15 protein-coding genes and 1 tRNA gene are annotated in these 19,718 nt (G+C 71.1%); 7 read left to right on the top strand and 9 right to left on the bottom strand.

The features are described from left to right. Nucleotides 1-34: 34 nt before the first annotated feature. Nucleotides 35-1,972, bottom strand: a complete 1,938-nt coding sequence (locus JNX00_RS06755; RefSeq protein ID WP_204744465.1) for a PhoX family phosphatase — start codon at nt 1,970-1,972, stop codon at nt 35-37. 108 nt (nt 1,973-2,080) lie between these two features. Continuing rightward, on the bottom strand, nt 2,081-3,322 hold the full coding sequence (locus JNX00_RS06750) for a glycosyltransferase family 1 protein (protein WP_239478267.1): 1,242 nt from the start codon (nt 3,320-3,322) through the stop codon (nt 2,081-2,083). Between the two features lie 168 nt (nt 3,323-3,490). Here JNX00_RS06750 and JNX00_RS06745 point away from each other — a divergent pair, with 168 nt between their 5' ends. After that, nucleotides 3,491-4,093 (top strand): hypothetical protein, encoded by a 603-nt coding sequence (locus tag JNX00_RS06745; RefSeq protein WP_204744464.1) that lies wholly within the window; start codon nt 3,491-3,493, stop codon nt 4,091-4,093. Between the two features lie 71 nt (nt 4,094-4,164). On the opposite strand, the gene JNX00_RS06740 is transcribed toward JNX00_RS06745, so the two are convergent. Continuing rightward, on the bottom strand, nt 4,165-5,820 hold the full coding sequence (locus JNX00_RS06740) for an aminotransferase class III-fold pyridoxal phosphate-dependent enzyme (protein WP_204744463.1): 1,656 nt from the start codon (nt 5,818-5,820) through the stop codon (nt 4,165-4,167). A 56-nt stretch (nt 5,821-5,876) separates the two neighbouring features. Between JNX00_RS06740 and asd the strand changes: the two genes are divergently transcribed. After that, on the top strand, nt 5,877-6,791 hold the full coding sequence (gene asd / locus JNX00_RS06735) for an archaetidylserine decarboxylase (RefSeq protein WP_204744462.1): 915 nt from the start codon (nt 5,877-5,879) through the stop codon (nt 6,789-6,791). A 192-nt stretch (nt 6,792-6,983) separates the two neighbouring features. Here the strand turns inward: asd and JNX00_RS06730 are convergent, their stop codons facing one another. Further along, complete coding sequence (locus JNX00_RS06730) at nt 6,984-7,526, bottom strand: HD domain-containing protein (RefSeq protein WP_204744461.1); 543 nt, start codon at nt 7,524-7,526, stop codon at nt 6,984-6,986. 86 nt (nt 7,527-7,612) lie between these two features. Between JNX00_RS06730 and JNX00_RS06725 the strand changes: the two genes are divergently transcribed. Beyond that, the gene (locus tag JNX00_RS06725) at nt 7,613-8,731 is read left to right on the top strand and encodes a TIGR03364 family FAD-dependent oxidoreductase (protein WP_204744460.1); all 1,119 of its coding nucleotides are present in this window, start codon (nt 7,613-7,615) and stop codon (nt 8,729-8,731) included. A gap of 93 nt (nt 8,732-8,824) precedes the next feature. On the opposite strand, the gene JNX00_RS06720 is transcribed toward JNX00_RS06725, so the two are convergent. Then, entirely contained in the window at nt 8,825-11,185 is a 2,361-nt protein-coding gene (locus JNX00_RS06720) for a 3'-5' exonuclease (RefSeq protein ID WP_204744459.1), read from the bottom strand. A 209-nt stretch (nt 11,186-11,394) separates the two neighbouring features. On the opposite strand from JNX00_RS06720, the gene JNX00_RS06715 reads away from it, so the two are divergent. Continuing rightward, a complete protein-coding gene (locus tag JNX00_RS06715; protein WP_070398813.1) occupies nt 11,395-12,372 on the top strand; it encodes a GMP reductase in 978 nt (325 codons plus the stop codon). A gap of 100 nt (nt 12,373-12,472) precedes the next feature. Here JNX00_RS06715 and JNX00_RS06710 read toward each other — a convergent pair whose 3' ends face one another. Beyond that, on the bottom strand, nt 12,473-13,354 hold the full coding sequence (locus tag JNX00_RS06710; protein WP_070398814.1) for an alpha/beta hydrolase: 882 nt from the start codon (nt 13,352-13,354) through the stop codon (nt 12,473-12,475). Nucleotides 13,355-13,472: 118 nt separating this feature from the next. On the opposite strand from JNX00_RS06710, the gene JNX00_RS06705 reads away from it, so the two are divergent. The 3 genes from JNX00_RS06705 (at nt 13,473) to JNX00_RS06695 (ending at nt 15,319) form a co-directional block, all read left to right on the top strand. Continuing rightward, complete coding sequence (locus tag JNX00_RS06705; protein ID WP_070398815.1) at nt 13,473-14,210, top strand: GntR family transcriptional regulator; 738 nt, start codon at nt 13,473-13,475, stop codon at nt 14,208-14,210. Nucleotides 14,211-14,356: 146 nt separating this feature from the next. Continuing rightward, on the top strand, nt 14,357-15,214 hold the full coding sequence (locus JNX00_RS06700) for an NAD(P)-dependent oxidoreductase (RefSeq protein WP_204745009.1): 858 nt from the start codon (nt 14,357-14,359) through the stop codon (nt 15,212-15,214). Between the two features lie 29 nt (nt 15,215-15,243). Continuing rightward, nucleotides 15,244-15,319: transfer RNA gene (locus tag JNX00_RS06695), tRNA-Ala, on the top strand. Nucleotides 15,320-15,361: 42 nt separating this feature from the next. Here JNX00_RS06695 and JNX00_RS06690 read toward each other — a convergent pair. The 3 genes from JNX00_RS06690 to JNX00_RS06680 are packed head-to-tail and all read right to left on the bottom strand — an operon-like array spanning nt 15,362 to nt 19,712. Beyond that, on the bottom strand, nt 15,362-16,057 hold the full coding sequence (locus JNX00_RS06690; protein ID WP_204744458.1) for an enoyl-CoA hydratase-related protein: 696 nt from the start codon (nt 16,055-16,057) through the stop codon (nt 15,362-15,364). Next, nucleotides 16,054-18,321: a LamG domain-containing protein gene (locus JNX00_RS06685; protein ID WP_070398818.1), complete on the bottom strand. Its 2,268-nt coding sequence runs from the start codon at nt 18,319-18,321 to the stop codon at nt 16,054-16,056. The genes JNX00_RS06690 and JNX00_RS06685 overlap by 4 nt, the downstream gene beginning before the upstream one ends. Continuing rightward, entirely contained in the window at nt 18,318-19,712 is a 1,395-nt protein-coding gene (locus tag JNX00_RS06680) for an aspartate aminotransferase family protein (protein WP_204744457.1), read from the bottom strand. The genes JNX00_RS06685 and JNX00_RS06680 overlap by 4 nt, the downstream gene beginning before the upstream one ends. Nucleotides 19,713-19,718: the final 6 nt, after the last annotated feature.

Here is a 19,718-nt window from a genome sequence, read left to right as displayed (position 1 = left end):
ACGGTGCGGGCTGTGTTCTGGCGCGAGCGCCGGATCAGGTGCCGATCACGCCGCCATCGTCCTTGGTGATGACGACGGTGGCCGAGCGCGGCAGCGCCGCCCCGCCCTCGGGCCAGTGGCTGTTGCCGCCCTCGCCCGGGTGCTGGATGTTGATGAACAGCGTCTTGCTGTCGGGCGTGAAGCTCAGGCCCGTCACCTCGCACTCCACGGGGCCGACGAAGAAGCGGCGGATTTCCTTGGTGCGCGGATCGGCGCACAGCATCTGGTTGTTGCCCTGGTTGGCGTAGTTGCCGGTGTTGCTGTAGTTGCCGTCGGTCTGGATCCACAGGCGGCCATCGCGGTCGAAGCCCAGGCCGTCGGGGCTGTTGAAGGTGTTGTCGCTGGTCACGTTGGCCGAGCCCTTGTTCAAGGGATTGGCCTGGGCGATGGTGGGGTTGCCGGCCAGCACGAACAGGTCCCACTCGAACGTCAGGGCGGTCGGGTCGCCGCCGGTCTCGCGCCAGCGGATGATCTGGCCGTAGACGTTGGCTGTGCGCGGGTTGGCGTCGTCGGTCGTCGAACGGCCGGAGTTGTTCGTCAGCGTGACGTAGACCTCCTGGGTCTGCGGATGCACCGCCACCCACTCGGGGCGGTCCATGGGCGTGGCCCCCATGGCGTCGGCCGCCAGGCGCGTATTGACCAGGATCTCGGCTTGCGTGGCGTAGGCGGCCAGGGCCGGGTTGGCCGTGGTCATGGGCATCCACTCGCCGGTGCCCATCATGTCGTTCGCCACGGCGCCAGCGTTGAACTTGGCCACATACAGCGTGCCGGTGTCGAGCAGGTCGCGGTTGTTGGCGGTGTCGCCTTCGATGTAGTGGCCGGCGGTCACGAACTTGTAGATGTAGTCGTTGGCCTGGTCATCGCCCATGTAGACCACCACGCGGCCGTCGGCGGCAATGGCGTAGGCGGCGTTCTCGTGCTTGATGCGGCCCAGCGAGGTGCGCTTCTTGGGCATGGAGGCCGGGTCAAAGGGGTCGATCTCGACGATCCAGCCAAAGCGGTTGGCCTCGTTGGGCTCCTTCTGCCAGTCGAAGCGGTCGTGGTACTGCTCGTACTTGCGCGAGGTGCCGGCGCCGGCCAGGCCGTAGCGCAGCTGGTTGGCGTTGCGCGTCATGCCGGGAGCAGCGGTATTGGTGGTGCCGAAGTACTGGTTGAAGTTCTCTTCGCAGGTCAGGTAGGTGCCCCAGGGGGTGAAGCCGTTGCCGCAGTTGTTCAGCGTGCCGAGCGCCACGGTGCCGGTGGCGTCGGCCGTGGTCTGCAGCAGCGCGTGGCCGGCGGCGGCACCGGTCAGCTGCATCGGCGTATCGCCCGTGATGCGGCGGTTGTAGGTGGAGTCCAGCACGATGTTCCACACGCCGGCGGTGCGGCGGATGTGCACCACGCTCACGCCGTGCGCGTTGAGGTCCTTGTTGGCGTCGTCCAGGCTGTTGACCACGCCGTCGGTGAACAGGTACTGCGGGTTGGTGTACTCGTGGTTCATCACCAGCAGGCCTTCGTCGCTGCGGCCGGCCAGGGCGAAGTAGTGGATGCCATCGTGGTTGTCGCCCATCTGGCGCGCCTGCGCGGCGGCGTCTTCGCTGGCGTCGCCGGCCCAGGTCGAACCCGCGCCGCTGGAGAACAGCGGCGTGCCCCAGGGCGCCAGCACCGAGGCCGTGTAGCCCGGGGCGACGTGCACGCTGTCGTCGGTGCCGATGGCGATGCCGGTGAAGCCCAGCAGGTCGGGGTCGGCCGCGGGCGGCGCGGGCGTCGGGTCGGCGTCGCCGCCGCCGCCGCAGCCCGCGAGGCCAGCGGAGAGGAAGGCCACGGCAGCGGCCCCCACACCGGTCTTGAACAGGAAGCCGCGGCGGTTGACCGCGCGGTTCACCACGTTCTGGAAGTGCTCGTTCTGGCTGGTGTTGGTGGGCAGGTCTTCGCTATCGAAGTCGAGGGTCATGGAATGTCCTGTGGGGTTGGGAAATGCGACAGGCGGAAAGGCTACGCAGGCCTCGTGAAAACCTCGTGAATCCGGTGACATGGCGCTCGAGCGGAGCGCGGGCGGTGCTCAGAGTGCCAGCGACGGGCTCCAGCCCTCGGGCAGCGCGTGCGGCCAGCCCACGGTCTGCAGGAAGATCCCTTCCACCTGGCCGGCGATGTGCCGCCAGTCCAGCGCCGCCACCTGCGCGCGCGCCTGCGACGCGGCCGCGCGCACCAGCGCCGGGTCGCGCGCCAGCAGCGCGGCCTGGCGCGCGAAGGCGGCTTCGTCGTCCACCGGCAGCAGCCAGCCGTTGTGCCCGCCGCGCACCCAGTCGCCCGCCGCCGCGGTGTCGAAGGCCAGCACCGGCAGGCCGCTGGCCAGGGCCTCGATGGTGACGTTGCCGAAGGTCTCGGTCAGGCTCGCGAAGGCGAACAGGTCGGCGCTGGCGTAGTGCGCGGCCAGGTCCTCGTCGCGCCGCATGCCAGCGAACAGGGCCTCGGGGCAGCGCTGGCGCAGGGCCACGCGCTGCGGGCCGTCGCCCACAAAGACGAGCTTCACGTCGGGGTTCTGCGCGCGCATGGCCTCGTAGGCCTGCAGCACCACGCCCAGGTTCTTCTCGGCCGCCAGGCGGCCGACGGCCACCATCACCAGGGTGCCGTCGCCGGCGCCCCAGCTGGCGCGCAGCGCGGCGCTGCGCCGCGCGGGGTTGAACCGCTGCGTGTCGACGCCGCGCGCCACCACGCTGACGTTGCGAAAACCGATGGCCTGCAACTCCGCGCGCAGGCTCTGCGTGGGCACCATGGTGCAGCGCGTGAGGTTGTGGAACTTGCGCAGGTAGGCCACGATGGGCGTTTTGAGCCAGCCCACGCCGTAGTGCTGGCTGTAGGCGTGGAAGTTGGTGCGGAAGTCGGACGTGACCGGCAGGCGCAAGCGGCGCGCCGCCTGCAGGGCCGACCAGCCCAGCGGGCCTTCCGTGGCGATGTGCACCAGATCGGGCCGCCTCAAGGTCCAGGCGCGCACCAGCGCACCCTTGCCGGGCAGGCCGAGCTTGAGTTCGGGGTAGCGCGGGATCGGCATGCCACGCATGAGCACCTCATGAAACCCCGGGTCGCTGCGCGCGGCGTCCTCGCGCGTCTGGCGCGGGCGGATGAGCTGCACCTCGTGGTTGCGCGCGCGCAGGCCCTGCACCAGGCGCGACAGCGTGAGCGACACGCCGTTGATCTCGGGTGGCCAGGTCTCCGTCACCACGGCGAGCCGCAGGGACGGGCGGGCCGCCGGGAAGGCCTCCACCAGGATCGTTTCGGCGCTCGTGTCGAACATGAGGGGCATGGTGCGGCGGCTTCGCGGCAGATTGATGACACCGCGACAGCGGCGTGACGCGTGCGTGCCCGCGCGGTGACGCACCGGCGATGTCACCGCGCCGTCACGCGCGGCAACCACCATGCGGCCGCTTTTCCCCTTCTTTCACCCGCTTCCTCATTGCCGACGGAGACCGCCTTGAACGACTTCTTCAAGACCCTGGAGATCCAGCGCTGGGACGACCACCGCTACTACCACCACAGCCGCATCAACCAGTCGCTGCATTTGGTGAGCGCGATCAGCTTCGTGGTCGCGTACGTGATGCTGTGGTTCGATCCCGTGATCTCCGCGCTGATCGCCTGGCTGGTCTCCATGACCTCGCGCCAGGCCGGCCATTTCTTTTTCGAGCCCAAGGGCTACGACCACGTGAACCAGGCCACGCACGAGCACAAGGAAGAGATCAAGGTGGGCTACAACCTGCAGCGCAAGGTGGTGCTCATGAGCCTGTGGGCGCTGGTGCCGGTGCTGGTCTGGATCGACCCGACGGTGATGGGCCTGTTCGAGGCGCACCACGACCACTGGGGCTATACGCGCCACGTGGGCACGCTGTGGCTGGGGCTGGGCATCGGTGGCCTGCTGTTCCGCACCATCCACCTGTTCTTTCTGCAGGACATCCAGACGGGCCTGGTGTGGGCCACCAAGATCCTCACCGACCCGTTCCACGACATCAAGCTGTACCACAAGGCGCCGCTGTACCTGATGAAGGGCCAGCTCATCGACCCGGGCGTCGGGCGCCGCTGACTTCCTGTGAGGGGCGGGTGTTCGCTGCCTTGCGCCCGAACGCCTCGCACGGGCCCGGGGCCGCTGAGCGCTCAGCCCTTCTGGCGCAACATCGCCGACAGGGTTTCCCTGCGCAACTGCTTGCCGATCGCCTGGGCGTCCATGCCCGCGGGCAGCGTCCACCAGCCGGCGGCTTGCATGTCCCGGCCCGCCGCCACGCAACGCCGCACCACCTCATCGAAGGCCGCGTCGTCGAAGTTCAGCGCGAAGATGAACCGCCCCGTGCCCACCCAGCTCAAGGCCAGGCCATGCCAGCGCAGGTAGTACTGGAACATCCAGTGGTAGCGGCCCGGCTGCGTGTAGTCCAAGGTCCACACGCTGTGCAGATTCGCCGCGCGCACCGGCAGTCCGGCGTCGGCCATGGTGGCGTTGAAGCGCTCGCGGCGCGCGTTCCAGCGTTCGTCGCTGCCGGCGTACATCGCTCGCAGCTCGGGCGTTTCCAGGCGACGCAGGAAGGCGTGCATGCCGCCCATCACGTGCGGGTGCGCGTTGAACGTGCCGCGCGCGAAGCACAGGTCGGCGGGGCGCTCGGCGCGGAAGCGCTTCATCAGATCGGCGCGGCCGCAGACCACGCCCACCGGATAACCACCCGCGACCGACTTGCCGTAGGTCACCAGGTCGGCCTTCACGCCGAAGTACGCCTGAGCGCCGCCGGGCGCCAGGCGAAAGCCCAGGAACACCTCGTCAAAGATCAGCACGATGCCGCGTTCGGTGCAGACCTCGCGCAGCCGCTGGAGCCAACGCGTGTAAGCCTCGCGGTCATAGCCCGCGTGGCGCAGGCCGGTCATCAGCGTGGAGTCGCCCGGCGCGTTGCGGTTCGGGTGCAGGGCCTGCAAGGGGTTGATGAGCACGCAGGCGATGTCGCGGCGCGTGCGCAGCACCCGCAGGCTCTTGTCGCCCATGTCCTTGAGCGTGTAGGTCTCGCGCGGCGGCATGGGGTTGCCGGGGCCGGGCTGCACGTCCTCCCACCAGCCGTGGTAAGCGCCGCAGAAGCGCACCAGGTGCGTCTTGCGCGTGTGGTAGCGCGCCAGGCGAACGGCCTGCATCACGGCCTCGGTGCCGCTCATGTGGAAGGACACCTGGTCCTGGCCCGAGATCGCCTTCAGGCGCGCGATGTTGTCCGCCACCACCGGGTGGTAGGCGCCCAGCACCGGGCCCAGTTCGAGGCCGATGGTCGCGCCTTCCTCCATGCAGGCCTTGTAGAAGTCCACGCCGAAGACGTTGACGCCGTAGGAGCCCGTGAGGTCGAGGAAGCGGTTGCCGTCGAGGTCCTCCACCTCCAGGCCATCGGCCGATCGCACGAAGGCGCCGACCTTCAGGCGCTCGCGCAGGTAGGGGCTGAAGGGAAAGGGCACGCGGTAGGCGCCGGTGAGCTGCAGGTCGGCCAGTCCCTCGCGCGCGTCGGCGGTCAGGGCGAGCGAACGTTCGTAGCGCTGGGCGTAGCCCGCGCACAGGGCGTCGAAGGCCGCGCGGCGCCGCGCGGCCAGCGCGTCGTCGGCGCCGTCGGCCTGGAAGAAGCGGCGCTCGTCGAAGGCGTAGCCCGGCAACCAGCCCGCCAGGCGCTTGGCCCAGCGCGAGTGGCCCGCCAGCGAGCGGTGCTTGGCGCGCGAGAGCTCGAGGCGCTGTTTCAGGTACGGCAAGGCCAGCAGGAGCGAACCGGCTGGCAAGGCATAAGGCAGAAGGGACATGGCGTTCGGGGCGTCGTGGTGTTCCCGCTCTTGTATGGCCCCCGGATGACCCAACGATGAAAGCCCTGCGACAGAATCCCCACGGCCTTGTGCAACGCCAGCTGCGCCGCCTCGCGCTCAGCGAAGACCTGAACTTCCTGCTCACCAACCGCGTGCCGCGCCTGGCGCTCACGCGCTTCATGGGCTGGTTCAGCCGGATCCGACAGCCCCTGGTGCGCGACGCGTCCATGGCGGTGTGGAAGGCCTTCACCGACCTCGACCTGAGCGACGCGAAGAAGCCGCGCTTCGACAGCCTGCACGACTGCTTCACGCGCGAGCTGCGCGAGGGTGCGCGGCCCGTCGACACCACCCCGTCGGTGCTGGTCAGCCCCTGCGACGCCATCGTCGGCGCCAGCGGGCGCATTGGCGAAGACCCCTGCGCCCAGGTGTTCCAGGCCAAGGGCTTTCCGTACGCGCTCACCGACCTGCTCGGCGATTCGCCGCGCGCGCAGGCGGCCATCGCCACCCTGCGCGGCGGCCAGTTCGTGACGCTGCGCCTGACCTCGGCCATGTACCACCGCTTCCACGCACCCGAGGCGCTCACGCTGGAGCACGTGACGCACTTCAGCGGCGACACCTGGAACGTGAACCCCATCGCCCTCAAGCGCGTGGAACGCCTGTTCTGCCGCAACGAGCGCGCGGCGCTGTTCACCCGCCTGGCCGACGGCACGCCGCTGCTGCTGGTGCCCGTGGCCGCCATCCTGGTGGCCAGCCTGCGCCTGCGCGCCCTGCCGCTGCCGCTCAACACGCGCTACCGCGGCCCCGACGAGCTGCCCTGCGACACGGCCTATGCGCGCGGCGAGGAGATGGGCCACTTCGAACACGGCTCCACCATCGTCGTGCTGGCGCCGCCGGGCTTCACGCTCGCGCCCGGGGTCACGCCGGGCGCGTCCATCCGCATGGGCCGGCCGCTGCTGGCGCGGCCAGCCTGAGCGCCCCCAGCCCCTGTCATGCGCCCGTCACGCCAGCCACGGACGATGGCGCGCAACCCAGCCAGCCAGCACGACGCGGTTGGCACGACGAAGAACGATGGCGGGGTGATCGGCGCCTGAAGCCGCTCGCCATCGCACCCTGCGGGCCCTCCGGTCATCTGACCGGAGGGCCTCTTTTGGCCAGCCCCGGGCTCAGCGCAGCAGCGCCTCGGCCATCGCCCGGTAGGTGTCCAGCGGCGGCACCTCGCGCGCCGGCCGCTTGGCCGCGTCGTCCCAGCGGCGCAGGCGCAGCGCGTCCTGCGCGTGGGCCAGGCGGTCGAAGGCCTCGCAGCCCGCGGCGTCCAGCGGACCGCCCTGCAGCGCCAGGCTGCGGCGCGAATCGTCCGACAGGGCCCGCAGGTAGCGCGGATCGGCGCACAGGCGCCGCTTGGCCATCACGTGCAGCCCGACCGGCCCGCTCACGGCAGGGCCGAACAGGCGCCCCAGCGCGTCGGCGGCGATCGCTTCGTGGCGATCGTCGACGCCGGCGGCGCTGGGCGTGCCCGCCACGCCATGGATCAGGTGGCCGACGTCGTGCAACAGCGCGGCGACCACCAGGGCCTCGCCCGCGCCGCCGCGGCGCGCCAGATCGGCGGCTTGAAGGGCGTGCTCCAGATGGGTCACGGGCTCGCCGGTGTAGCGCTCGTGGCCGCGCGCGGCCAACAGCGCCCAGAGTGAGTCGAAGGAGGGGTTCATGCGGGTGGAACTGTCAACGGGCTTTCATTGTGTGCAATCAACATGACGGCCCGACGTCCATTCGAAGCATCCCCTTCGCCTTTCCCGTGACCGACAAGCGTTTCGACCTGATCGTGGTGGGCAGCGGCATCGCCGGCCTCGCCCATGCCTGGATGGGGCTGCGCCGCGGCCTGCGCGTGGCGCTGATCGAGCGCGACCACCGCTGCGTGGGCGCTTCCATCCGCAACTTCGGCTTCGTCACCGTGACCGGCCAGCGCGCCGGCGACACCTGGCGGCGCGCGCGGCGCTCGCGCGACCTCTGGGCCGAGCTGGCGCCCCAGGCGGGCATCCCCGTGGTGCACCAGGGCCTGTGGGTGGTGGCCCAGCGCGCGCGGGCGCTGGACGTGCTGGCCGAGTTCGCCGGGACCGAGATGGGCGAGGCCTGTGAACTGCACCGCGGCGAGGCCTGGGGCGGGCGCATGCCTTCGCTCAAGTCCCGCGGTGCAGCGGGCGCGCTGTACAGCCCACACGAGCTGCGCGTCGAGTCGCGCGAGGCCATCCCCGCCCTCGCGCGCTGGCTGCAGGCGCTGGGCGTGTGCTTCTTCTGGGGGCAGGAGGTTCTGGGCATCGAGGGGTCCACGGTGCACGGCGCGCAAGGCCAGTGGACGGCCGAGCGCATCGTGGTCTGCCCCGGCACCGAACTCAATGGCCTGGCGCGGCGCCTGCTGCCCGACCACGCACTGGGGCTCACGCGTCTGCAAATGCTGCGCGTGCGCCCGCCGACCGGCTGGCGGCTGGGCGCGGCGGTGATGAGCGACCTCAGCCTGGTGCGCTACCACGGCTACGCCGACCTCGCCAGTTCGGCGCCACTGCTGGAGCAACTGCGCGCCGAGTGCGGCCAAAGCCTGGACGACGGTATCCACCTGATCGCCGTGCAGAGCGCCGACGGAACACTGGTGGTGGGCGATTCCCACCACCCGCACGCCACGCCGGAGCCCTTCGCCAGCGAGGCGGTGGACGATCGCATCCTGGGCCACCTGCACGAGGTGGTCGGGCTGGGCCGCTGTGAGGTGGTGGAGCGCTGGACCGGTGTCTACCCGACGGGCCACAGCGCCGACGCGCTCATCCACGCGCCGGCCGACCACCTGCGCCTGGTGCTGGTGACCAGCGGCACCGGCGCCAGCACCTCGTTCGGCATCGCCGAGGACGTGTTCGCGGGCTGGTAGGGGAACCGGCCCAACGCCGGGCCGGGCCAGGCATCGGCCAGCCCGGCGCGAACGCCCGAGCAACCAGGCCGCCTCGACGGCCCGAGCGCTGGCCTATTCGATGGGCGTGAGCTTGGCCACGCTCAGCGCCAGCCACTTGGTGCCGTGGCGCGGGAAGTTCACCTGCGCGCGCGCGTCATCGCCCGCGCCCTCCACCGCGAGCACCTTGCCCTCGCCGAACTTGTTGTGAAACACCGCCATGCCGCTCTTGATCGGCGTGCCGCGATCGGGTTCGGGCGCGGGCGCGCTGGCGGCCTTCCAGGCCGGCGACCACGCCGGCTGCGGCACCGGGGTGCCCAGCGCGCGGTGGCCACCCCAGCCCGCGCTGCCCGTGCCGCCCCAGCCCGAAGGCTGCGGCGGCGTCAGCCACTTCAGGCAGTGCTCGGGCAATTCATCGAAGAAACGGCTCTTGAGGTTGTAGCGCGTCTGGCCGTGCAGCAGCCGCGTCTGCGAATGGCTCAGGTACAGGCGCTGGCGCGCGCGCGTGATCGCCACGTACATCAGGCGGCGCTCCTCTTCCAGGCCGTCGCGGTCGCTCATGGCGTTCTCGTGCGGGAACAGGCCTTCCTCCAGGCCGACGATGAAGACGCAGTCGAACTCCAGACCCTTGGCCGCGTGCACGGTCATGAGCTGCACCGCGTCCTGTCCGGCCTGGGCCTGGTTGTCGCCCGATTCGAGCGCGGCGTGCGACAGGAAGGCGGCGAGCGGGCTCAGGGTCTCGCCGGTGTCGGCGTCGGGGGCCAGGGGCTCGTCGAGCACGGGGGCGTTCAGGTCCAGGCCCTGGCTGGCCGGGCTTTGCGTCAGCGCCACGGCCTCGCGGCCGAAGCCTTCCTGCATCACGAAGCTCTCGGCCGCGTTGACCAGTTCCTCCAGGTTCTCCACGCGCTCCTGGCCTTCGCGCTCCTGGCGGTAGTGCTCCACCAGGCCGCTGTGCTCCAGCACCAGCTCGACGATGCCCTTGAGGTGGCTGCCCTCGCTGCGCTCGCGCATCACGTCGATCTTGGCGACGAAGCCCGCGATGGCCGTGCCCGCGCGCCCGGTGACCGCGCTCACCGCGTCGTGCAGCGAACAGCCGGCCGCGCGCGCCACGTCCTGCAGCTGCTCCACGCTGCGCGCGCCGATGCCGCGCGGCGGGAAGTTGAGCACGCGCAGGAAGCTGGTGTCGTCGCGCGGGTTCTCGATCAGGCGCAGGTAGGCCAGGGCGTGCTTGATCTCGGCACGCTCGAAGAAGCGCAGGCCGCCATACACGCGGTAGGGCAGGCCGGCGTTGAACAGCGCGGTCTCGATCACGCGGCTCTGCGCGTTGCTGCGGTAGAGGATGGCGATCTCGCTGCGCGGCGTTTCCTCGCGCACCAGGGACTTGATCTCGTCGACCACCCACTGCGCCTCGATGAAATCGCTGGGCGACTCGTTGATGCGCACCGGCTCGCCCGCGCCCGCGTCGGTGCGCAGGTTCTTGCCGAGGCGGCGCTGGTTGTGGCCGATGAGGTGGTTCGCGGCGTCCAGGATGTTGCTGACGCTGCGGTAGTTCTGCTCGAGCTTGATCTGGTGCTGCACGCGGTACTCGCGCACGAAGTCGGCCATGTTGCCCACGCGCGCGCCGCGGAAGGCGTAGATGCTCTGGTCGTCATCGCCCACAGCGAACACCGCGTTGCCCACGGCCACGTCCAGGCCTTCCATGGGGGGCGGCGAGAACAGCTTGATCCAGGCGTACTGCAGCCTGTTGGTGTCCTGGAACTCGTCGATCAGGATGTGGCGGAAGCGCCGCTGGTAGTGCGCGCGGATGGCGTCCTGGTCGCGCAGCAGCTCGTAGCTTCGCAGCATCAGCTCGCCAAAATCGACCACGCCTTCGCGCTGGCATTGCTCCTCGTACAGCGCGTAGAGCTCGACTTTCTTGCGCGTCTCTTCGTCGCGCGCGGGCACGTCGCGCGGGCGCTGGCCGTCTTCCTTGCAACCGGCGATGAAGTACTGCAGCTGCTTGGGCGGGAAGCGCTCGTCGTCGACATTGAACTGCTTGCACAGGCGCTTGATGGCCGAGAGCTGGTCCTGGGTGTCCAGGATCTGGAAGGTGGCCGGCAGGCCCGCGAGCTGGTGGTGCGCGCGCAGCAGGCGGTTGCACAGGCCGTGGAAGGTGCCGATCCACATGCCGCGCACGTTCACCGGCAGCAGGGCCGACAGGCGCGTGACCATTTCCTTCGCCGCCTTGTTGGTGAAGGTCACGGCCAGCACACCGCCCGGCCCCACCTGGCCCGTTTGCAGCAGCCAGGCGATGCGCGTGGTGAGCACGCGCGTTTTGCCCGAACCGGCGCCCGCGAGGATGAGCGCGTGTTCGGCGGGCAGGGTGACGGCGGCGGCCTGCTCGGCATTGAGGCCGGCGACCAGCGGCGAGGGATTCGGGGCGGTGTCCAGGGGCATCGAGGGATTGTAGAAAGCGCCCGCGCGGTGGCCGGTCCATACGTGGGGGCATATGGACCCCATACCGGCCGGGGGACGGGCCATCGGTCTAGAATCGCGCACCGGGCCCAAGATTCTTGCGCCCGGTTTCTTTTTGCCCGCCGCGGCAAGAGAACCGGCCAGGCCAAGCGCTCATCTGTTCGACAACAGCTTTCTGGAGCTTGGTTTCAATGGAAATTTTCGACTACGACAACATCCTGCTGCTGCCGCGCAAGTGCCGCGTGGAAAGCCGCTCGGAATGCGACGCCGGCGTGGAGCTCGGCGGGCGGCGTTTCCGCCTGCCGGTGGTGCCCGCCAACATGAAGACGGTGGTCAACGAGTCCATCTGCACCTGGCTGGCGCAGAACGGCTACTTCTACGTCATGCACCGCTTCGACCTGGACAACGTGGCCTTCGTGCGCGAGATGCAGGCCAAGGGCAGCTTCGCCTCCATCTCGCTGGGCGTGAAGGCGCCCGACTACGCCACGGTGGACACCCTGGTGGCCCAGGGCCTGTGCCCCGAGTACATCACCATCGACATCGCGCACGGCCACGCCGACAGCGTGAAGAAGATGATCGGCTACCTGAAGGAAAAGCTGCCCAAGGCCTTCGTGATCGCGGGCAACGTGGGCACGCCGGAGGCGGTGATCGACCTGGAGAACTGGGGCGCCGACGCGACCAAGGTGGGCATCGGCCCCGGCAAGGTCTGCATCACCAAGCTCAAGACCGGCTTCGGCACCGGCGGCTGGCAGCTCAGCGCGCTCAAGTGGTGCGCGCGCGTGGCCACCAAGCCCATCATCGCGGACGGCGGCATCCGCTGCCACGGCGACATCGCCAAGAGCGTGCGCTTCGGCGCCAGCATGGTGATGATCGGCTCCCTGTTCGCCGGACACGAGGAATCACCGGGCCAGACGGTGGAAGTCGACGGCGTGCTCTACAAGGAGTACTACGGCTCGGCCAGCGACTTCAACAAGGGCGAGTACAAGCATGTGGAAGGCAAGCGCATCCTGGAGCCGATCAAGGGCCCGCTCGCGCACACGCTGATCGAGATGGAGCAGGACGTGCAAAGCTCCATCAGCTACGCCGGCGGCACCAAGCTGCTGGACATCCGCAAGGTGAACTACGTCATCCTGGGCGGGGACAACGCGGGCGAGCACCTCTTGATGTAGTTCGTGCCCCACCCCCGCCGCGCTTCGCGCGTCCCCCTCGACGGAGTGGCGCCCGCGGCCCGGCAAAGCCGGTTCCGCGGCAGCTCGGGGGCGATGCGCCTCACACGCCCAGCAAGTGGCGCGCGAGCGTGTGCAGGCGGTGGTCTGGCGCGACCAGCGCGTCCAGCGCGCTGAAGTGGTTCAGGCCGGGCAGTGCCTCGCACACCGGCACCACCTCGGCGCCCCAGGCCTCGCGGATGAGGTGGTTCTGGCGGTGGTACTCGCCGCTTTCCTGGCCACCGACCACGGCCACCAGCTCGCCGCGCCCCTGCCGCAGCCCGGGCGAGGGCAGGCGCGCCGGGCTGGCCTTGCGCACCTGGTCCGGCGTGAGCTTCAGCGAGGACTGCAGGGACGGCGCCAGGCGCAGCGGCTCCAGATCGAACAGGCCGGACACCGACAGCGCATTGCGCACCAGTGCGGCGGGCAGGTCGGCGCCCACCTGGGGCCAGCGGCAGGCCAGCATCATGGCCGCCAGCTGACCGCCCGCCGAATGCCCCGCCACCGTGATGCGGCTCGGGTCACCCCCGTGCACCGCGATGTGGCGGTGCGTCCAGGCGAGGGCCTGCGCCATCTGCAGCGTGATGCCCGGGACGGTGGTGGCCGGGCACAGCGCGTAGTTCGGCATCACCACGCACACGCCCAGGCGCTGGAACAGTGGCGCCAGGAAGGAGTGGTCGGACTTGTCCAGGGCGCGCCAGTAGCCGCCGTGGATGAAGAACAGCACCGGCGCGGCGCCGCCGGCGCCCCCCTGGGCCGGAAAGACGTCCAGCTGTTCGGCGGGCCCGTGCCCATAGCGCAGATCGATCAGCGCCCCACCCCGCTCGCGCACCTGCTTCGAGTCCCGGGCCCAGCGCTCGAAGTACGCCGGGTGCTCGGGCACCCGGGCGCGGTTGTTGTATTCGCGGTCCAGCCAGGCCGGGTCTCGGGGGAAGGGCGATTGCATGGCGGGCGATTGTGTCATGGGGGCTTGGGGTATTCCCTCTGGGGACGCTGGCGCCGGCACCGCCTGGGGTATGCTGCGCGAATTCCGTATACAGAATTCGCACCACCCGCCCGCCCCCATGACCGCGCAGTTGTTCAGGATCGAATCGACGCCCGATCTGGCCGACCAGGTCTACCGGGCCTTGCTCGACGCGATCAGCTCGGGCGCGCTGCGGCCGGGCCAGCGCATCCGCCAGGAAGAGCTGGCCGAGCGCTTCGCGGTGTCGCGCCAGCCGGTGATGCAGGCCCTGCGCCTGCTGCGCAAGGACGGTTTCGTGCAGGACGCGCCCCAGACCAGCGGCGACCCCGGCCGCGTGCGCGGCCTGCAGGTGACGCCGTTGGACGGGCGCTGGATCGCCCAGGTCTACCAGGTGCGCGTGGCGCTGGACCGCCTGGCCGTGCGACTGGCCGCCCAGCAGCGCACCGTCATCGACCCGGCCGTGCTCAAGGCCGGGCGCGCCGCCGAGCGCCGTGACGACGTGAAGGCCCTGATCGACACCGACCTGGCCTTCCACACCGCCATCTACCGCGCCGCCGGCAACCCGCTGATCGAACAGAGCGCGCTGCTGCACTGGCAGCACATCCGCCGCGCCATGGGCCTGGCGCTGCAGCTGGAGCACCTGCGCGAGCCCGTGTGGGACGAACACGAGGCCATTGCCCGCGCCATCGCCCAGGGCGACGCGGACGGGGCCGAATCGCTCATCGCCGAACACGCCGAAAATGCCTGCGGCACCCTGGCCGAGCAGATCGCCCACGCCTCGGCCGAACCCGCCGAGGACGACACCGTTCAACTCCGTGGTCCCCAGCTATCTCGATAGCCGGTCCACTTGCGCGGTCCTCGGCGCGAGCCGGGGACCGCGATTTTTTTTGCCCGAACACCGCCTCCGCGCCCTGCCCTGAAGGGACACGCACCGTGACCGACTCCCCCGCCGCCCCGGCAACCACTCCCTCCCACGCCGTCGCCATGCTCGGCATCGGCCTGATGGGCTTCCCCATGGGCCGGCGCCTGTGCGAAGCCGGCTGCGCCGTGGACGCCTGGAACCGCTCGCGCACCAAGGCCGAGCGTCTCGCGCCCTTGGGTGCGCGCGTGGCCGACACGGCCGCCGACGCCGTGCGAGGCGCCGACATCGTCATCACCATGCTCGAAAACGGCGAGGTGGTGGAGGACGTGCTGTTCCGCCAGGGCGTGGCCGAGGCCCTGCCCCGTGGCAGCCTGGTGATCGACATGTCGTCGATCCAGCCGCGCCAGGCGCGCGACCACGCGGCCCGCCTGGCCGCGCTGGGCGTGCACCACCTGGACGCGCCGGTCTCGGGCGGCACCGTGGGCGCCGAGGCCGGCACCCTGGCCATCATGGCCGGCGGCAAACCGGCCGACGTGGAGCGCGCGCGCGCCGTGCTGGAGGTGCTGGGCCGCGTCACGCACGTGGGCCCGCACGGCTCGGGCCAGCTCGCCAAGCTGGCCAACCAGATGATCGTGGGCATCACCATCGGCGCCGTGGCCGAGGCGCTGCTGCTGTGCGAGAAGGGCGGCGCCGACATGGCCAAGGTGCGCCAGGCCATCACCGGCGGTTTCGCCGACAGCCGCATCCTGCAGGTGCACGGCCAGCGCATGGTGGAGCGCGACTTCGGCAAGCGCGCCGCGATGGCGGTGCAGCTGAAGGACATGCGCAACGCGCTCGGCACGGCGAAAGAGATCGGCTTCGAGGCGCCCATCACCGCGCTGTTCGAGCGCCTGTTCGCCGAGGCGGCGGACCACGGCCTGTCCGACCTCGACCACTCCGCGCTGTTCGTGGAACTCGCCAGCCGCAACGGAATGGCCTGACAAAAGATTCGCTAGAATGCGCGATTCGTGGGGACGTAGCTCAGCTGGGAGAGCGTCGCGTTCGCAATGCGAAGGTCGGGAGTTCGATCCTCCTCGTCTCCACCACCAAACTGAAAAAGGCCTTGCTCCGCAAGGCCTTTTTTCTTGTCAGGGTGGCAGCCCGCGCTGCGCCGCGTTTTCCGCCTCGATCGCGCGCTGGAAGTGGGCCAGGCCCAATTCGTTGAGCACCTTCTTGAAGCGCCCGGCCACCTCGGGCGCCAGTTGCGCGAGACGCGCGCACACCCGCCGCGCCGAGGCGTCGAGCGCGTCGTCGGCCACCACCTGCCACACCAGGCCCCAGGCCTGGGCCTGCGCGGCGCCGATCGGCTCGCCAAGCAGCATCAACCCCTTGGCGCGCGCCAGCCCCACGGCCGCGGGCAGCGTGGCCGTGAGGCCGCCGGTGACGAACACACCCAGCGAGGCCTCGGGCAGCTTGAACCGCGCGCCCTCGGCGGCGATCACCACGTCGGCGTCGAGCGCCCACTCCAGGCCCGCGCCAACGGCCCAGCCCTGCACGGCGGCCACCACCGGCTTGGGCAGGGACACCAGGGCCTGCGCCACGGCCTGCACCAGCCTCAGGTCGTCCTCCGTCGGCGGCGCGCCCATGTCGCGCCCCGCGCAGAACGCCGGTCCGGCGCCCCGCAGCAGCAGCACGCGCACCGTGTCGTCGCGCTCGGCCAGCGCGATCGCCGCCAGCAGCGCGCGCGCGAGGTCGTTGTCGATGGCGTTGCGTTTCTCGGGGCGGTTGAGCGTGAGCGCCATGACGCCGTCGTGGACCTCGACCAGGAGCTTGGCTGGGTTCATGCGGGCTCGACTCCAAAGTGGTGAAGCACATTGCGCAGCAAGGCACCGAACGCCTCATCGGCCCCCAGCACCCAGCTGGCCCCCACGGCCCCGGCGTTGAACACGCGGCCGCCCTGGGGACGCTCCCAGTAGACCATCTCGGCGGACAGGCCGTCGAGCGACTGCGTGGCGCCCTCGAAGAAGTCGAGGTAGGCGTCCAGCCGGCCCGGCACGCGGCGCACGCCTTCGGCGAGCACCTGCAGGCCGGGATGATCGCGCGGCAGCTCGGCGCCCCGCGGGATGTGGTGGGTCATGCGGCGCAGCGTGGCGATGCTCAGGTCCCACTCGTGGCCGATGGCGCGTGGCAGGGCGCCGCCGGGCCCGTGGCCGAAGCTGTCGCCGGCGCGCAGGCCGGTCTCGTGCGGCCGGTGGAACAGGAAGTGGCCGGCGTCGCGCACCCGGTAGACACCAAAATCCGCGGCGTCGGCGAAGGCCCAGCCCGCGGTTTCCAGGCCGATCAGATCGCTGCACGAGCGGTCGTTGAAGCGCCAGAGCCCGCCGCGCTCGCCGTCTTGGCTGTGGTATTGCTCGCCGTGCACGCCGCCGGGCGCCGCGTGTTTGTCCAGCGCCGCCTCGTGGTCGTCGGCGGGCGTCAGCGTTTTGCGCTGCTCCATCACCGTGGCGTCTTCGTCGAAGCTCACGCGCCAGTACAGGGAGTTGCCCGACAGCACCACCGCGCTGCCGCCCCCGCGCAGGTAGGCGTCCAGCCCCTCGAAGGCCGGCGCCGACCAGTACTCGCTGTGGCCGTTGATGACCACGCTGCGGTAGCGGCGCAGCAGGCCGGGGTCGCGGTGCAGGTCGAGGTCGCTCACCACGTCGTACGCGTAGCCCTGCGCGTCGAGCCAGCGGTGCAGGCAGCGCTCCAGGCGCGGGCCCTGGCTGAAGCCGCTGCCTTCGGGCGCGTAGAAGGCGTCGGGCGCGGCGTTGGGCCAGGGCAGGCGCAGGCCGGCGTAGTAGGTGGGCTGGCCCTTGCGGTGGGGCGTGTAGTGGTTGTACTCGGGGGCGTCGGGGTGGCTGTTGGGCAGCGGCGCGGCGCGGCGTGGCCAGTGCGCCGGGCCCGACACGTTGCGCGCGAACGGCGAGGCGGCGTAGGCGCGCCAGCTGTTGGTCGCGCACAGCACCAGCAGCGGCGCGGGCGCGGCATCGGCGGCTGGCCGCACGACGACGCTCACGTCGTAGCGCACGGGCCGGCCGTCCACTTCGCATTCGAAGCGGCCCACGTGGATGCCGGGCTTCGCCCCGCGCGGCACCGTCACGCGGTGCGATTCGGCCCAGCGGCAATCCACGAGGTCGTCGCTCGCCAAGCGAAGGCCGTGGCCACGCAGGCGGTCGCTGGCGGCGGCGTACTCGCCTTCGCGGCGCGAAAAGCGCGGCACCCGCGCGGGGTCGAAGGCCGGGCCGACGATCATCCAGGTGCCGTGGTTGATGAGGCGGCCGTGGCGGCCCTGCCCGCTGGCGTCGGCGATGCGCTCGCCGCGCTGCTCGCTCAAGGGCCAGCAGGCCAGCAGGCCGGGGCCTTGCGCGGCCTGCTGGCCGCGCTGCGCGCAGCGCTGGGCGATCTCGGCGGCGCCGAGCGCGCGGCCGTAGAGCGCCGGCATCACGAGGTCCGCGTCCAGAAAGTGCGTGGCCACGCCCCCCGCCGACGCGGCGCCCAGGCGCAGCGCAGCGCGGCCCGGCCGACCTGGGCCCGCCGCGCCCTGCGCCACCCGGCGGCCGTCGATCCACAGCGACAGGTGGCCCTGGTGCAGCACGGCCACCAGGTGCGCCCAACGGCGCGGCGCCAGGACCGGCCCGCTGAGCCGCGAACGCCCCAGCCGCAGCACGAGCGTGCCGTCGGCCTCGATGAACAGGCCGACGCCTTCGTCGGCGACCTCGTCGTCGCATTGCGCGATCACGGCCTGGCGCTCGCCGAAGCCCCAGGGCATGAGCCAGCACTCCAGGGTGAGCGCCTCGAGCGCGCCCTCGGGCAGACCGCGCTCGATGTGCACGTAGGAGCCGGGGTGGATGGCCTGGACCCGCGCCGGGTGCTCACCCCCGGCGTGCAGCACCGGGTCGCGCGAGGCGTCGTCGGCGTCGGGCCCCAGCGCACAGAAGGAAAAGCGGTAGGGCACCGAACTGCTCACGTGAAAGCCGATGGCCTCGCCGGCCGCCACGCTGACGGCGCTGGCATAGGCGTGCAGGCCGGGCAACGCGATGGCCCGGTGCGGCGGGATGCCCGCGCTCAAGCGAGGCCCCGCCCGCGCACCTCGTCGTGCAGGTCGGCCAACGCGCGCTCCAGCAACGCCACCAGCAGGTCGAGTTCGGCGTCGCTGGCGGTCAGCGGCGGCGTGATCATCTGGAAGTCGCCGAACTCGCCGCGGTTGGCGCGCCGGTTGTAGAGCGCAATGCCATGGCGCAGACCGTGCTCCGTGAGGCGCGCGGGGGCGTTGAAGTCCACCGGCAGCGCCCGGCGGCTGGCCTTGTCCGCCACCAGCTCGATCGCCCCCAGCAGCCCGAGGCCGCGCACGTCGCCCACCAGCGGGGAGCGCGCCGCCAGCGCATGCAGCCGGTCCTTCAGGTAGACGCCCGCGGCCTGCGCGCGCGCCACCAGGTCCTGGCGCACCACCTCGTCAAGCACCGCGTTGGCCACGGCGCAGGACAGTGGGTTGGTGAAATAGGTGTGGCCGTGCACGAAGCCGCCACTCGCGGCGACCGCGTCGACGATGCGCTCGGGCGCGAGCACCGCGCCAAGCGGTGTGTAGCCCGCGGCCAGGCCCTTGGCCAGCGTGACCAGGTCGGGCCGCGCCTCGGGCCAGTGGTGCGCGGCCAGGAAGCGGCCGGTGCGGCCGGCGCCCGACATGATCTCGTCGAACACCAGCAGCACGCCGTGGCGGTCGCAGATCTCGCGCACGGCGCGGAAGTAGGCCGGCGACGAGACAACCGCGCCGGTGGACAGGCCGCCAATGGGCTCCAGGATGAAGGCGAGCACGCTGTCGGCGCCTTCGCGCACGATGGTGTCTTCCAACGCCTGCGCGCAGGCCGCCTCGAAGGACTCGACGCTGTGGCCGTCCGGCACGCGGTAGGACAACGGGGCCGCCACCTTGGGTTGGGCGCGCAGCATCGGGCCGTAGAGCGCGTGCGCGCTGGCGTCGCCGGTGACGGTGAGCGCGCCCAGCGTAGCGCCGTGGTAGCTGGGGTTGCGCGAGATCACTTTCCAGCGCCCGGGCTGACCGCTGACCACCGCGTACTGGCGCGCGAGCTTGAGCGCCGACTCGTTGGCCTCCGAGCCCCCCGAGACGAAGAACGCCCGGTCCAGGCCCGGGCCCGCGAGCGCGCACACGCGGTCGGCCAGCGCAATGCTGTCTTCGCTCTCGAAGAAGCGCGGGTAGGCGAAGGTGACCTTGCGCGCCTGCGCCTGCATGGCCTGCAGCACCGCAGGGTTGCCATGGCCGATGTTGGTGACCACGGCGCCCGAGGTGGCGTCGAGGTAGCGGCGGCCATCCTCGTCCCACAGGAACACCCCTTCGGCGCGCGCCACGCGCGGCGGGCGCGGTGTGCCCTTGGGCGCGTAGAAGCCGAGAACCGATCCGCCCGCTGGCGTGTCGCCCACCGTGCGGCGGGCCGTCGCTGTCTGCATGTTCAC

The sequence above is a fragment of the Hydrogenophaga sp. YM1 genome (assembly GCF_016903055.1).
Lineage (GTDB): Bacteria > Pseudomonadota > Gammaproteobacteria > Burkholderiales > Burkholderiaceae_C > Hydrogenophaga > Hydrogenophaga borbori.
Note: the sequence above shows the minus strand (reverse complement) of the source record. Positions and strands in the feature narration are given on the sequence as shown.